Here is a 14,453-nt window from a genome sequence, read left to right on the forward strand (position 1 = left end):
TTACGCGGCTGCCAGCGACGCGCCGCTGCGTTTCTGATCGACCATCTGGAAGTAGCTTTCCAGACGGTTCTTGACGTTTGCGTGGGAGAAGTAGCGCGGATCGACGAGGTCGGTCTCGATGAACGCCGCCGGCTTGCCGGTCCGCTTCTCGATCTCGCGCATCATCAGCAGCTGACCCGCCGAGAAGCTGTTGCAGCTCTTGATCGAGTTGATCAGCAGGCCATCGGCCTGGTAGTCGTTCATGTACTTCTCGAGCAGTTCGACGCGCTGCGGCAGGTTGTTGTTGGTGTAGCAACCCAGGCAGTAGTCGGCCAGCGTGCCCAGCGGATCGTTCGGGTCGTGACGGAAGCCCTGGTCGTAGAGGCCGCCCACCTTGGTGTAGGAGCTCGCCACCACCACCGCGCCCTCGTCGTAGAAGAGCTTCCAGAACTCGCGGAAGCTGGTCCAGTTCGGCGGACCCTCGACGACCAGGCGGTACTTCTCTTCCTTCATGTCGCCTTCGGGCGTGATCGGGCCCTTGCCCTCGCGGATGCGCTGCTCGATCTCCTTGCGCACCAGGTCGTAGTACTCGACCGCGTCGGTGGTGCCGCGGAAGGCGGTGAACATCGGGCCGATGTAGTACACGCCGCCGAAGTAGGCATCGATCGGCGAGGGACGGTTCTTCGCGCTCTCCAGCACCCAGACCAGGTTGTCCTCGGCCTTGGCCGAGTTCTTCAGGTATTCGCGCAGGCGGTCGATGTCGAACTTGACGCCCGAGACCTTCTCGAACATCGGGATGACTTCTTCCTTGAGCTGCTTGACCACGAAGTCACGCATGTTCTTGGTGATCTTGCCGTCGCCCTGATACGGGATCTGCAGCATCACCGTCGGACACTTGTACTCGTGGCGCAGCAGCTCGAACCACTTCATGAAGGTGAAGCAGCCGGTGTAGGACAGCAGCAGCATGTCCGGCGCGGGCATCGGCTTGCCGTTGGGCGCGATGTTGCCGCGGCCCATCATGCCGATGTCGGCCTTGACGTAGGTGCACACGTCCTCGGAGTGGCCCGCCTTCTCGGCGTCCATGATCATGCCGCCGGAAACCTTGCGCATGCCGTTCTGGATGGCGTTGGTCTCGGGCAGGTTGTTGACCATGTCGAAGCACATGATCAGCTCGTTCAGGTTGCCCGGGACGAAGGTCGACACGACCTTCTCGCCCGACTCCTTGGTGCCGGTGAGACGATCGTAGTTGCCGGCGATCATCTCCTTCTGCTTCACCATCGAGGGTTCTTTGATGACTTCGGGGGAGGTGGCTGCGCTCATGATTAGCTCCAGAGTTTGATGGAGTCGGCGAAGGTGCCGGCCTGCTCGCGGATCGGCTGCATCTGGCCCGAGTTTTCCGCGTACTTGAACGAGATGTAGGGGACGTTGTGCTCGGAGCAGCGGTCGGCCAGCATCGGCCGCTCGAGCAGGGCCGGGTCGCAGAAGCTGGGCGCGGCGAAGATGACACCCTCCGCGGCGTTGCTGCGAACCTGCTCGAGCAGGTACTTGCCCTTGTCCTCTTCCTTGTCGTCGTACTTCGCGGCGGTGGCGATCGACTCGTGCAGGAAGGCGAGCGACAGGTTCTGCATCGGATCACCGCCGGTCGAGACCGGATTGCGCAGCCAGCGATGCACGATCATGTAGTCGTCATCGACGATGTAGCAGCCGGCGAGCTCGATCGACTTGATCAGGTTGAGCGGCGGCTGCTCGCAGAACGAGCCGTTGATGACCACGCGGCAGTTGTCGCGCTTGGATGCCTTCACATTCTCGGCTGCGGCGAGGTATTCGCTCAGCATCTGGTTGTGCTCTTCCACCGGCAGCACGAGGCCGGCGCGCATCAGCAGATAGACTTCGGACGAGGGCACCTTCCACGGCTCGCGGGAACGCATGCCGTACACCGCCTGCACCAGCCTGCGGTTCTCGTTGTAGACCGCGATCGAGGCACGCAGCGCGTCGTCGGTGATCTTGCGCCCGGAGAGGTGCTCGAGGCCTTCACGCAGTTCGTTCAGCTCGTTGGTGTAGTAGCTGCCACCGACGTCGTCGCGATAGTTCTGCGGCACGTCGAAGTAGCGCACGTACTTGCCCGGGAACAGCAGCTTCCACATGCCGGACAGGTTGCGGATCACGTCGCAGATGCTGGGAAACAGCATGCCGTCGACGAAATCCATGCGCTTGGACAGCCCCAGCTCGATGGTCGAGCGTGGGATGCGACAGATGTAGCTCTGGTAGTAGGCGTCGCCGTGGATCACCTCCAGGCCGTCGCCTCCGCCCATGATGCCGAGCGGGAGCATGCCCGCGGCGTGGATGATCTCGCGCGGCACATACACCGGCATGTAGGCGATTACCTTGCGCGAGGGGTCGGCCTCCTTCCACTTCCTTGCGGCGGTGAAATCGAGGTCTTCGTAGAGCGCTTCACAGCGCGCGATGATGTCTGCCGTACTCATGGTCAACGGTTCTCCCAGTTTGCAGAACGCTTCTCAAGAAAGGCCCGTAGACCTTCCACCGCATCGTGGCTGGCCATCAGCTCCTCGAGATACATGGCCTCCACGGTTTCCAGTTTTTGCTTGATCGCCGGCACCCGGTCGCAGCGTGCGGCCCGAACCGCGAAACGCAGCGAGCTGGCGCTCAGCGCAGCAAGATGTTCGTCGTACCACTTCAGCGCGGCCGCCTCGGGGTCGTCGGCCAGCACGTCGGCCAGGCCGATGCGGAACGCCTCGGCGCCGTCGATGCTGCGCCCCGAGAACAGCAGCTCCTCGGCACGCGATTGCCCGACGCGCGGCGGCAGCAGGCAGGAGGCCGCAGGCGCGAACACGCCGAGGCGGATCTCCGGCTGCCCCAGGCGCGCATCCGGCGCCACGAAGAGCAGGTTGCCCGCCGCCGCCACCTCGAGCCCGCCGCCGAGGCACTGGCCGCGGATCGCGACCAGGATCGGCACCGGGCTGTCGAGCATCTGCCGCACCAGCGCATGCAGGGTCTTCAGCATCTGCGCGCACTGCTCGGGCATGTGCTCGTCCACACTGGCGCCGAAGCTGAAGTGCGGGCCCTCGGCATCGAGCAGCACCGCGCGCAGCGCGGGCGAACCGAGGTGGGCGCCGAGCGCCTGCTGCAGCGCGCCGATCATCGCGGCATCGACGATGTTCGCCTTGGGCCGCGCCAGGCGCAGGCGGAGCAGGCCGCCGTCGCGCTCCAGCCAGGCCTTGAGCGGGTTGATCGCCTCGCCCATCACTTCGCCCCCGGCATCAGGCTTTCGATCAGCTCGGGCGTCCAGGGCGTGCCGACGGCGAGCGCCTGGCGGAGGTCGGTGAACTCGATCTCGCGGCCGGTCTCCTTGGTACCCTCGTTGAAGGCGCGGAAGCCGGTGCGGGCCTCGTTCATCATGTTGAGCGCGAGCCAGGCGCGGCTGTTCTCCTTGTTGCGGTTCCAGGCATCGAGCTTGGGCTTGCGCAGCTCCTCGAAGCTCTTGGTCAGGCACTCGGGGAAGGTGGAGATCAGCTTGGCACACAGCTTCTCGACCGCCTCGTCGAGCAGGGAAAGGTCGATCTCGCCGCGCTTGAGCAGCTCCTTGCCGGCGGCCAGTTCGTCGCCGGTCTTGAACTCGCCGTGGATGATGCGGCCGAACTCGTCGAGGTAGCGGTCGGTGATGACCAGCGGGTTGGCGACGAACTTGCCATCGATCTTGAGCGCGGGGACGATCTGCGAGGAAATGCCGAGGCGGTAGGCCTTGTGCGCCGAGAACGGCTCGCACAGGGTGCCGGACACCATCGCCTGCTCGCAGCCGATCATCACCGGCAGGAAGTCGGTCGCACCGCCGATCGCGGCCGAGCCGTGCTTGGGGCCGGCCTGGCCGAAGTTGGCCAGGTCCTGGGCGACGGTGAAGTCCGCCGCCATGCCGATCTCCTGGCCGCCACCGATGCGCATGCCATTGACGCGGCACACCACCGGCTTGTCGCAGCCCAGGATCGCCGACACCATGTCGTTGAAAAGACGCATGTACTGGCGGTATTCCTGCGGGTTGCCGGCGTAGTACTCGGCGTATTCCTTGGTGTTGCCGCCGGTGCAGAAGGCCTTGTCGCCGACCGCGGTGAACACCACCGTGGCGACGTCGCGGGCGCAGGACGCGGCACGGAAGGCAAGGATCAGGCCCTTCACCATGTCGGTGGTGTAGGAGTTGTACTGCTTGGGGTTGTCCAGCCAGATCCAGGCGTTGTACAGGCCCGGCACCACCTCGCCCTGGAGATTGCGCGCGGGGCGCTTCTCGTAGATCACGCCCGGCACCACCGTCTCGGGCACCAGGTTATGGTCGACCAAGTGCTTGGGCGCAGTCTGATCGATCACGCGTTGCGTCGTTTCTTTCATCTCGTATGGCTCCTCTGTCTGCTCTCTTGTCGGATTGGTAGGGGGTGCGGGATCAGGGGGTCAGGATCGCGCGGCGGCTGAGCTTGTGCGCGTGAGCCGCCTCGAAGACCTCGTTGATCTGCGCGAGCGGGTGGCGCTCGACGAAATTGGCGAGGTTGATGCGGCCGTCGAGCACCAGGTCGAGCGCGGCCGGGTAGTACTCGGGCAGGCAGCCCCAGTTGCCGAGCGCGCGGGCATGGAAGGCCATCAGGTTGGAGAGGCGAACCTCGACCTTGTCCATCGTGAAGCCGACCACCGCGAGCGTCGCGCCGTGATTGATCAGGCTATAGGCGTTGGTCTGGCCGGCACCGCTGCCCGAGCATTCGAAGATCTTCCAGCGCGTGGTGCGCAGGCCGTTGGCCTTGGCGTGCGCCTCGATCGCCTTCTTGAGGTCGCGTCCGGTCACCTCGCGCGCATTGAGCGTCAGCGCCGCACCGTACTTCGACATCAATTCGAGCTTGGCCGGATCGACGTCGATCGCCACCACGCTCGCACCGAAGGCGTTGGCGATCTGCACCGCGTAGCCGCCGACGCCGCCCACCCCGATCACGATCGCGACGTCGCCAGGCTCGACTCCGGCCTGCGTGACCGCCTGGTAGGGCGTGGTGACCGCGTCGGCCACCACCGACACGTCGGCGAGTTGCAGTCCGGCGGCGGCGAGGCGCTTCTCATCGACCGCGCACAGGCCGCGCGCCGGCACCACGATATGGGAGGCGAAGCCGCCCTGGATGTCGTTCCCGGGCATCACCTGGGCGCGGCAGATGGTGCCGTGTCCCGACGTGCAGAGCTCGCAGGTCCCGCACGGCATCACCGCCGGCACGACCACCGCGCGGCCGACCCACTGCCCCGCCGCGCTGCCCGCGCCCACCACCCGGCCGCTGATCTCGTGGCCGAGCGCGAGCGGCAGCGGCTGGTTGGTGCGCACGCCGTCGTAGTAGTAGCCGAGATCGGTGTGGCAGACGCCGCAGCCGGCGACCTCGACCACCACCTGGTCGGCGGCCAGCTCGCCGATCTCGAACTCGGTGCGGACCATCGGCCGACCCGGCTCCACCATCATCCAGCGATACGGTTTGGTGCTCATCTACCCACTCCTTCCGTTTACGTTCGCGTCAACTTTGATCGATCTGATTGGCGACTGGATCGACTGCTTCCTGCCGCCGCGTTGGATGCAAAGTTAAATCAGGCCGGCAGGAGGGCAGTTGACCAAAGTCAACAGATTGACGTTTGCGTCAACGTAAACTTCGACACATCGGAGGTGAGCGCTGCGAAGGCGGCGCTGCAACCCAACCAGCCTCCGGTCGGCGCCGTGCCCGCTTCACCCGAGGGGGACGCGCGCATGGGCCCTGAACAGGACCGCGCCGGCACCCGCCGGTCGAAGGTCGAACATTGGAGAACGAGGATGACAGCCCGATCGGTATCGATAACATTCGCCGGCAGCGGCGGCGCGGGGGTGATGACCGCAGGCAACATGCTGCTCGACGCCGCCGGCCGTGCCGGCTGGTATGCCTACATGACCCGCTCGTCGGGCGCGCAGATCCGCGGCGGCGAGGCCGCCGCGATGATGCGTCTGTCTACGTCGCCGGTGCAGTCGCACGACGATCAATATGATCTGCTGGTCGCCATCGACTGGGAGAACGTCGGGCGCTTCTCCGCCGAGATCCCGATGACCGCCGATAGCCTGGTCGTCGGCGATCCCGACGGCGGCGAATTCCCCGAGGCCATCCGCGCCAAGGGCACGCGGTCGGCAGACATCCCGTTCAAGAAGATGGCCAAGACGATCGAGGGCGGGCGCCCCAACATGATCGCCCTGGGCGCGGTCGCCGGCCTCGTCGGCCTTCCCGAGGACGCCGTGCTCGGTGTGGTCCGCGACTCGCTCGCCAAGAAGGGAGAGGCCGCGCGCACCGCCAGCGAGGCATCGGTGCGTGCAGGCATGGCCTTCGCGGCCGACCTGCCGCCCTGCCCCCGCCTGGCCACCGCCCAGGGCCAGAGCGAGCGCCTGTGGAGCATCACCGGCAACGAGGCCGCCGGTCTCGGCGCGGTGCGCGGCGGCATCCGCTTCGTCGCCGCCTATCCGATCACCCCGGGCACCGAGGTGCTGGAGTGGCTCGCACCCAACCTCGCCAAGCTCGGCGGCGTGCTGGTGCAGGCCGAGGACGAGCTCGCCTCGATCAACCAGATCATCGGCGCTTCCTACGCCGGCGTGCCCTCGCTGACCGCGACCTCCGGCCCCGGCCTGGCGCTGATGACCGAATCGCTCGGTCTCGCGGTCGCCTCGGAGACCCCGATCACCGTGGTCAACGTGATGCGTGGCGGCCCCTCCACCGGCATCCCGGTCAAGTCCGAGCAGAGCGACCTCAACATCGCGCTCTACGGCCTGCACGGCGACGCCCCGCACCTGGTGGTGGCGCCCAACTCGCTCGCCGACTGCGCCTTCGCCACCCAGTGGGCGGTCCATCTCGCCGATACCCTGCAGACCGCCGCGATCGTGCTCTCCGACCAGTCCCTCGGCCAGAGCCGGGCGACGATCTCGCCGCCCGCCGATCCCGGCTTGCGCGCGGTCCGCCTGATGCCCGAGGGCGAGGCGGCCGAACGCTACCGCCGCTACACCAACACCGCCTCGGGCGTCTCGCCGATGGCCGTACCCGGCATGAAGGGCTACCAGTACACCGCCGACGGCCTCGAGCACAACGAGTTCGGTACCCCGTCCAGCGGCGCGGCCGACCACAGCGCCCAGCTCGACAAGCGTCTGCGCAAGCTCGCCCTGCACGACTACGGCACGCACTGGGCCGACATCGAGGGCGACGGCGACATCGCCGTGCTGACCTGGGGTTCCACCACCGGGCCGGTGCGCGAGGCGCTCGAGCGCTTCCGCGCCAGCGGCGGGCGTGCCCGCCTGGTGTCGATCCGCCTGATCTCGCCGGTGCGCCCGGAACAGCTCGCCGCCGCGCTCGCGGGCGTGGCGCGCGTGCTCGTGGTCGAGCAGAGCCATGGCGCCCAGTTCCACCGCTACCTGCGCGCCCACTACGACCTCCCGGGGAGCGTGCGCGCCTTCCACCGGCCCGGCCCGCTGCCGATCCGTCCGAACGAAATCTTCCGCCAACTGGCCGACTGGAGCTGAACATGGAAGCCACATCCACCTGCCCGAGCTACTCCGCGCGCGACTACAAGTCCGAGGTCAAGCCCGTCTGGTGTCCGGGCTGCGGCGATTACTCGGTGCTCGGCTCGATCACCAAGGCGCTCGCCGAGCTGTCGATCCCGCCCGAGCGCGTCGCCCTCGTTTCCGGCATCGGCTGCTCCTCGCGCCTGCCCGCCTACACCAACGTGTTCGGCTTCCACGGCGTGCATGGCCGCGCCCTGCCGATCGCCACCGGCATCAAGGTATCCCGCCCCGAGCTCACCGTGATCGCCTCCGGCGGCGACGGCGACGGCTTCTCGATCGGCGGCAACCACTTCATGCACGCCTGCCGGCGCAACGTCGACATGACCTACATCGTCATGGACAACGAGGTCTACGGCATGACCAAGGGCCAGGCCTCGCCGACCACCGCGCCCGACTGGGAGAAGAGCAAGCTCACCCCGCAGGGCACCGGCATCAACCCCTTCCACCCGCTGGTGATCGCACTCGCCGCGGGCGCGAACTTCATCGCCCGCGGCTTCTCCGGCGACCAGAACGGCACCGCGAAGCTCATCACCGAGGCGATCCGCCATCCCGGCTTCTCCTTCGTGCAGCTGCTCAGCCCCTGCGTCACCTTCCGTCCCGAGCAGCGCGACTGGAAGGACATGGTGCATCCCGCCGCGGTCGACCCGACCGACGACCCCGCGCGCGCCGCGCGCCGCCTGATGTCCGACGATGGCTTCAACGTCGGCGTGCTCTTCCGCGGCAGCCGCAAGCCCTTCCAGCCCGGGCAGCCGGCGAGCGTCGATTCAGTTGCAGATCTCGAGAAGGAGTTCGTGTTATGAGCAAACCCGATCCGCAGGAAACCGGCATCCACTCGGTGGAGCACCTGCTGGCCCATGCGCTGGCGATGGAAGTCGAGGCGGTCGAGCGCTACGAGGCACTCGCCGACCAGATGGAGACCCACAACAACCGCGACGTCGCCGTGCTCTTCCGCAAGCTGGCCGAGATCGAGAAGCTGCACGTCGACAACGTCAACGACATCAGCGAGGGACACACCCTGCCCCACATCGCACCGTGGGAATACTCCTGGGAAGCCCCCGAGAGCCCGGAGGCGCCGTCGGTGTCGGCAGAAGGCCTGCATTACATGATGCATCCCTACCAGGCGATCGCGATGGCGCTCGAGGCCGAGCGCCGCGGGGTGGACTTCTACGACCGCCTCGTCGCCCAGTCCGAGCGCGAGGACATCCGCAAGCTCGCCGCCGAACTGTGCGAGACCGAGCGCGAGCACGTCACCCTGCTCGAAGGCTGGCTCGCCCGCTTCCAGCCCCCGCCCAAGGGCTGGAACGAGGACCCCGATCCGCCCTTGCTGCAGGGGTGAGGAGCAAGGGGTAAGGCGCCAGGAGCGATGCGCGCGCTGGGAGACCAGCGCGCGCATCGGCTTTTGGAGGTCGGGCGAAAGATGCCTGCGGAGAGGATGAAGGGAAATCCCGAGCGAAGGATCTCGAGCTGCGCCCGTCCGCCGTCGACCGACGACACTGCGACCGGATGTGACGAGGCGCCAGGCCGAGAGGTCTTCACCCCCCCAGGCCTGACGCCTCACATCTCACATCTCACATCTCACGCCGTCTGATCGACGCTCAGCTCGTAGCCCGCCTCGCGCAGGCCCTGCACGACCGCGCCGGCATCCTTGGCCTCGAAGCGGATGGTCGCGGTGCGCAAGCCCTCGGACTGCGGCGTGCGCGGCGACACCACCGAGACGATGTAGCCGCCCTGCGCATTGACCGAGGCGAGCAGCGCGGCGAGCTGGCCGGCGCGATCCTGCAACTTCACGGTGATCCGCGTCGCACCCTCGACCCAGCAGCCGGTGATGTCGAGGAAGAAATCGAGCAGGTCCACGCTGGTGACGATGCCCACCAGGCGCCCGGCGTCGTCCACCACGACGAGGCAGCCCAGCTTCTTGGGCCGCATCATGCGCGCGGCCTCCTCGATCTGCGTGCGTGGCGAGCAGCTCACCACCGACTTGTGCATGATGTCCGCCGCGGTGATCTTGGACAGCAGGTACTTCACCTCGCCGACGTCGAGCGTCGTGATCATGGACGGCTGGGCGCGCTGCACGTCGCGATGCGAGATGATGCCCAGCACCTTGCGATCCTGGTCGATCACCGGCACGTGGCGCACCTTCTTGAGCCGCATGATCTCGGAGACCTGCGAGAAAGAGGCCTCCGGACCGACGTGCAGCACCTCCCGGGTCATGATGTTTTCGACGAACATGGGTCACTCCAGTTGGAAGAAGAAACAGCGGTAAACAGCGGGTTCGAGACAGCACAAGAGGAATAGCGGGCACGCGACGCGGCCCCGGCCGGACACGGACCAGCGCGCATGCGGTCGCCGGATCTGCGGCTGGAACGCAGTTTATCGGAAACCCACATCCCCAAGCAGCGCCTATAGTTAACGCTAACGTTAACTCTACACAAAAAAATTACGTTCACGTCAACGTTACTGTTTGACAAATATCAACCGACCGGTCAGTCATAAGTTCTAGGATTCATCCCATAAGCCAAGAAGGGGGAGCGGGCGGCCTCAGCCTCGCCCGCACACCACCGGAGGAGACACCTGATGACCGTCAGCAGCCCACAGGGCACAACCAAGGTCGCCACCTACTGTTACCAGTGCGTGGCGGGGCCGGACCTGCTCAAGGTGAAGGTCGAGGACGGCGTGGCGACCGCCGTCGAGCCGAACTTCGACGCCGAGGACGTGCATCCGGCCGCGGGCCGGGTCTGCGTGAAGGCCTTCGGCCTCGTGCAGAAGACCTACAACCCGAACCGCGTCCTGCAGCCGATGAAGCGCACCAACCCGAAGAAGGGGCGCCACGAGGACCCGCGTTTCGTGCCCATCTCCTGGGATGAGGCGCTCGACACCATCGCCGCCAAGCTGCGCGGCATCCGCGAGACCGGCCTGCTCGACGCCTCGGGCTACCCGCGCGTGGCGGCGAGCTTCGGCGGCGGCGGCACGCCCACCGCCTACATGGGCACCTTCCCCGCCCTGCTGGCGGCCTGGGGCCCGGTGGACATGAGCTTCGGCAGCGGCCAGGGCGTCAAGTGCTACCACTCCGAGCACCTCTACGGCGAGCTCTGGCATCGCGCCTTCATCGTCTGTCCGGACACGCCGCGCAGCAAGTACATCCTGTCCTTCGGCAGCAACATCGAGGCCTCGGGCGGCGTATGCGGCGTTTGGCGCCACGCCGCCGCACGCGTCGAGCAGGGCGTCAAGCGCGTGCAGGTCGAGCCGCACCTGTCGGTCACCGGCGGTTGCTCCGCCGAGTGGCTGCCGATCAAGCCCAAGACCGACGCCGCCTGCATGCACGCGATGATCCACGTGATGCTGTTCGAGAACGCACGCTCGCGGCTGGACATCGATTTCCTCAAGCACATGACGGCGTCGCCCTACCTGGTGGCGCCCAATGGCTTCTACCTGCGCGATCCCGACACCCGCAAGCCGCTGGTGTGGGACCTCAAGTCCGGCAAGGCCGTCGTCTTCGACACCCCCGGCATCGATCCCGCGCTCGACGGCGACTTCCTCGCCTCCGGCCTCGAGGTGCTGCCCGACCAGGAACTCGTCACCCATGAGGCCGCGCCGGTGCGCAGTGCCTTCGGCAAGCTGCTCGACCACGAGCGCACCTTCACCCCGGAGTGGGCGCAGGGCATCTGCGACGTACCGGCGGCGACCATCCGCCGCATCGCCAACGAATACCTCGACCATGCCGAGATCGGCGCGACGATCGAGATCGAGGGCCGCACCCTGCCCTATCGCCCGGTGGCGGTCACGCTCGGCAAGACGGTGAATAACGGCTGGGGCGGCTACGACTGCTGCTGGGCGCGCACGCTGATGGCCTGCCTGGTCGGCGCGCTCGACGTGCCCGGCGGCACCATCGGCACCGCGGTGCGCCTGAACCGCCCAGCCAACGACCGCCAGAGCAGCGCCAAGCCGGGCGTCGACGGGTTCATGGACTATCCGTTCAACCCGACCGACAAGGAAAACTGGATCTCGCGCCCGCAGATCCGCAACGCCAACCGCACCCTGGTGCCGCTGGTGGCCAACTCGGCGTGGAGCGCCGCGCTCGGCCCCACCCACCTGGCCTGGATGCAGCAGCGTCACGGCTTCGAGAGCTTCCCCGAGCCCACCCAGCCCGACGTCTGGTTCTTCTACCGCACCAACCCGGTGATCTCGTTCTGGGACACGCCCCAGGTCGCCGAGGCGGTGGCGAAGTTCCCCTTCGTGGTCGCCTTCACCTACACCCGCGACGAGACCAACCACTTCGCCGACATCCTGCTGCCCGACTGCACCGACCTCGAAGGCCTGCAGATGCTGCGCATCGGTGGCACCAAGTACGTCGAGCAGTTCTGGGACCACCAGGGCTTCGCGCTGCGCCAACCGGTCGTGCCGACGCAGGGCGACACCCGCGACTTCACCTGGATCAGCACCGAACTGGCCCGCCGCGCGGGCATCCTCGAGCCGTACAACAAGGCGATCAACCGCGGCGCCGCAGGCGTGCCGCTGAAGGGGCCGAACTACGATTTCTCGCTGCAGCCCGACCACGCCTACGGGGTCGAGGAGATCTGGGACGCAAGCTGCCGCGCGGCCAGCGCCGAGCTCACCGAAGGCGCCGAGGACCACGGGCTGGAGTGGTGGAAGGAGCACGGCTTCCGCACCATCGAGTATCCGCGCCTGCAGTGGTATCTCTATCCCCACCTGGTCGACCAGGGGCTGCGCTTCGAGATGCCCTACCAGGAGCGCATCTACCGCATCGGCGAGGAGCTCGGCCGCCGCCTGCACGAATCCGGCATCGACTGGTGGGACCGCCAGCTCACCGAATACCGCCCGCTGCCCGAGTTCCACGACTTCTCCCACCTCATCAAGCACGCGGTGATCTCCAACCTGGGCGGGCGCGACGAGGACTTCCCGTTCTGGCTGCTAACCGCGCGCAGCATGCAGTACTCCTGGGGCGGCAACGTCAGCCTGCAGATGGTGCGCGAGGTGGCCGCGAACGTGAAGGGCCACCGCGGCGTGATCATGAACCCGACGGCCGCACGCAAGCTCGGCATCGAGGACGGCGACCTCGTCGAGGTGCGCTCGCCGCTGCGCGAGACCCGCGGTCGCGTCGTGCTGCGCCAGGGCATCCGCCCCGACACCCTGCTGATGGTGGGTCAGTTCGACCACTGGATCACGCCCTACGCGAAGGACTTCGACGTCCCCAGCATGAACGCCCTGGTGCCGATGCTGATGGACCTGACCGACGCCACCGGTTCGGCCGCCGACATCGTGCCGGTGTCGATCAAGCGCATCGGAGGTGCCCAATGACCCGCTACGCCATGGTGGTCGACCTGCGCCGCTGCGTCGGCTGCCAGACCTGCACCGCCGCCTGCAAGCACACCAACGCCACCCCGCCGGGCGTTCAATGGCGCTGGGTGCTCGACGTCGAGGCGGGCGAATTCCCCGACGTCACCCGCAGCTTCGTCCCGGTGGGATGCCAGCACTGCGACGAGCCGCCGTGCGAGACGGTGTGCCCCACCACCGCCACCAAGAAGCGCGCCGACGGTCTGGTCACCATCGACTACGACCTGTGCATCGGCTGCGCCTACTGTTCGGTCGCCTGTCCGTATAACGCACGCTACAAGGTCACCCGCGACACCCCCGCCTATGGCGAGGGCAAGATGGCCAACGAGGTGAAGCGTACCGACCCGGCGCGCATCGGCGTGGCCACCAAGTGCACCTTCTGCTCCGACCGCATCGACTACGGCCACGCCCACGGCCTCGTGCCCGGCGTCGATCCCGACGCAACCCCGGCCTGCGCCAACGCCTGCATCGCCAGCGCGCTCACCTTCGGCGACATCGACGACCCCGACAGCAAGGCCTCGCGCCTGCTGCGCGAGAACGAGCATTTCCGCATGCACGAGGAGCTCGGCACCGGCCCCGGCTTCTTCTATCTCTGGGAGAAAAAGCAATGAGAGGCGTCGAACCCGAACTGCAGCCCTTCTGGGACGAACGTGCCGCGGGCAACTTCATCGGCGGCGGCACCGGCGCCGGACTGCTGCTGTGGAGCGCGATCGCGGCCAGCGGCCACGGCACCGCGATCGGCTTGCCGCTCTTCCTCGCGCTCGCCTTCATCGGCGTCGGCCTGTTCTGCGTGTGGATGGAGATCGGTCGTCCGCTGCGCGCGCTCAACGTCTTCTTCCACGCGCGCACCTCGTGGATGACCCGCGAGGCGATCGTCGCCGGCCCGCTCTTCCTGTGCGGCCTCATCGCGCTGCTCAGCGGCTGGTTGTTCTTCGCCTGGCTCGCCGCCCTGATCGGCCTCGTCTTCCTGTACTGTCAGGCGCGCATCCTGCAGGCCGCGCGCGGCATCCCGGCCTGGCGCGAGCCGGCGCTGCTGCCGCTGATCGTGGTCACCGGGCTCGCCGAAGGCGCGGGCATGCTCGCGCTGCTCTCGCCGCTGCTCGTCCGCTCGCCCGGCGCCGAGTTCGCCTTCCCGCTGCTGGTGCTGGTCGTGCTGCGCTTCTGGCTGTCGCGGCGCTACGCCGCCCATCTCGCCCGCCCGAACAACGCCCCCCTGAAGACGCTGCGCGCGCTGCGCGAGAACGATCGCCACTTCCTCCTCCTCGGCCACACCCTGCCGGCGGCGGTGCTGCTGATCGCGCTCTTCGCCGGCGGCAGCTTCGGCACCGCACTGCTCGCGCTCGCGGGCATCGCGGTCGCCGCCAGCGGCTGGCTGTTCAAGCTCGCGCTCATCACCCGCATCGCCTACACCCAGGGTTTCGCGCTGCAGCACGTTCCCGCGCGCACCCCCGGCTATTCGCACCCCGGCGTCAAGCCGGGCTGGAACTGAACCCCTCCCTCCACCCCGGGGCGGCGGACCATGCCGGAC

General features: G+C 67.4%; 12 protein-coding genes. 6 read left to right on the top strand and 6 right to left on the bottom strand.

The window, feature by feature from the left end:
• Genes bcrB through had form a run of 5 tightly spaced genes read right to left on the bottom strand, consistent with a single transcriptional unit; the run spans window position 1 to window position 5,494 of the window.
• Entirely contained in the window at window positions 1-1,299 is a 1,299-nt protein-coding gene (gene bcrB / locus TMZ1T_RS14070; protein WP_004303027.1) for a benzoyl-CoA reductase subunit B, read from the bottom strand.
• Between the two features lie 2 nt (window positions 1,300-1,301).
• The gene (gene bcrC / locus TMZ1T_RS14075; RefSeq protein WP_004303026.1) at window positions 1,302-2,462 is read right to left on the bottom strand and encodes a benzoyl-CoA reductase subunit C; all 1,161 of its coding nucleotides are present in this window, start codon (window positions 2,460-2,462) and stop codon (window positions 1,302-1,304) included.
• Between the two features lie 2 nt (window positions 2,463-2,464).
• Window positions 2,465-3,241 (bottom strand): cyclohexa-1,5-dienecarbonyl-CoA hydratase, encoded by a 777-nt coding sequence (locus tag TMZ1T_RS14080; protein ID WP_012585755.1) that lies wholly within the window; start codon window positions 3,239-3,241, stop codon window positions 2,465-2,467.
• Window positions 3,241-4,374 (bottom strand): 6-oxocyclohex-1-ene-1-carbonyl-CoA hydratase, encoded by a 1,134-nt coding sequence (gene oah, locus TMZ1T_RS14085; RefSeq protein ID WP_004303024.1) that lies wholly within the window; start codon window positions 4,372-4,374, stop codon window positions 3,241-3,243. Before oah ends, TMZ1T_RS14080 begins: the two co-directional genes overlap by 1 nt.
• A gap of 52 nt (window positions 4,375-4,426) precedes the next feature.
• Entirely contained in the window at window positions 4,427-5,494 is a 1,068-nt protein-coding gene (gene had / locus TMZ1T_RS14090; RefSeq protein ID WP_004303023.1) for a 6-hydroxycyclohex-1-ene-1-carbonyl-CoA dehydrogenase, read from the bottom strand.
• 318 nt (window positions 5,495-5,812) lie between these two features.
• Here had and TMZ1T_RS14095 point away from each other — a divergent pair, with 318 nt between their 5' ends.
• From TMZ1T_RS14095 to TMZ1T_RS14105, 3 genes are read left to right on the top strand one after another with little or no spacing between them, the layout of a single operon-like run.
• Window positions 5,813-7,531, top strand: a complete 1,719-nt coding sequence (locus TMZ1T_RS14095) for a 2-oxoacid:acceptor oxidoreductase subunit alpha (RefSeq protein ID WP_012585756.1) — start codon at window positions 5,813-5,815, stop codon at window positions 7,529-7,531.
• A 2-nt stretch (window positions 7,532-7,533) separates the two neighbouring features.
• On the top strand, window positions 7,534-8,373 hold the full coding sequence (locus TMZ1T_RS14100) for a 2-oxoacid:ferredoxin oxidoreductase subunit beta (protein WP_004303021.1): 840 nt from the start codon (window positions 7,534-7,536) through the stop codon (window positions 8,371-8,373).
• Window positions 8,370-8,909, top strand: coding sequence for a ferritin-like domain-containing protein (locus TMZ1T_RS14105; protein ID WP_004303020.1), 540 nt, complete (start codon window positions 8,370-8,372; stop codon window positions 8,907-8,909). The genes TMZ1T_RS14100 and TMZ1T_RS14105 overlap by 4 nt, the downstream gene beginning before the upstream one ends.
• Window positions 8,910-9,148: 239 nt before the next feature.
• On the opposite strand, the gene TMZ1T_RS14110 is transcribed toward TMZ1T_RS14105, so the two are convergent.
• Entirely contained in the window at window positions 9,149-9,802 is a 654-nt protein-coding gene (locus TMZ1T_RS14110; protein WP_004303019.1) for a CBS and ACT domain-containing protein, read from the bottom strand.
• A 345-nt stretch (window positions 9,803-10,147) separates the two neighbouring features.
• On the opposite strand from TMZ1T_RS14110, the gene TMZ1T_RS14115 reads away from it, so the two are divergent.
• The 3 genes from TMZ1T_RS14115 to TMZ1T_RS14125 are packed head-to-tail and all read left to right on the top strand — an operon-like array spanning window position 10,148 to window position 14,414.
• A complete protein-coding gene (locus TMZ1T_RS14115) occupies window positions 10,148-12,889 on the top strand; it encodes a molybdopterin-dependent oxidoreductase (RefSeq protein ID WP_012585757.1) in 2,742 nt (913 codons plus the stop codon).
• Window positions 12,886-13,536, top strand: a complete 651-nt coding sequence (locus tag TMZ1T_RS14120) for a 4Fe-4S dicluster domain-containing protein (RefSeq protein ID WP_004303017.1) — start codon at window positions 12,886-12,888, stop codon at window positions 13,534-13,536. Before TMZ1T_RS14115 ends, TMZ1T_RS14120 begins: the two co-directional genes overlap by 4 nt.
• Window positions 13,533-14,414, top strand: coding sequence for a DmsC/YnfH family molybdoenzyme membrane anchor subunit (locus TMZ1T_RS14125; protein WP_012585758.1), 882 nt, complete (start codon window positions 13,533-13,535; stop codon window positions 14,412-14,414). Before TMZ1T_RS14120 ends, TMZ1T_RS14125 begins: the two co-directional genes overlap by 4 nt.
• Window positions 14,415-14,453 lie beyond the last annotated feature (39 nt).

Origin of the sequence: Thauera aminoaromatica, assembly GCF_000021765.1 — a bacterium.
GTDB lineage: Bacteria > Pseudomonadota > Gammaproteobacteria > Burkholderiales > Rhodocyclaceae > Thauera > Thauera aminoaromatica.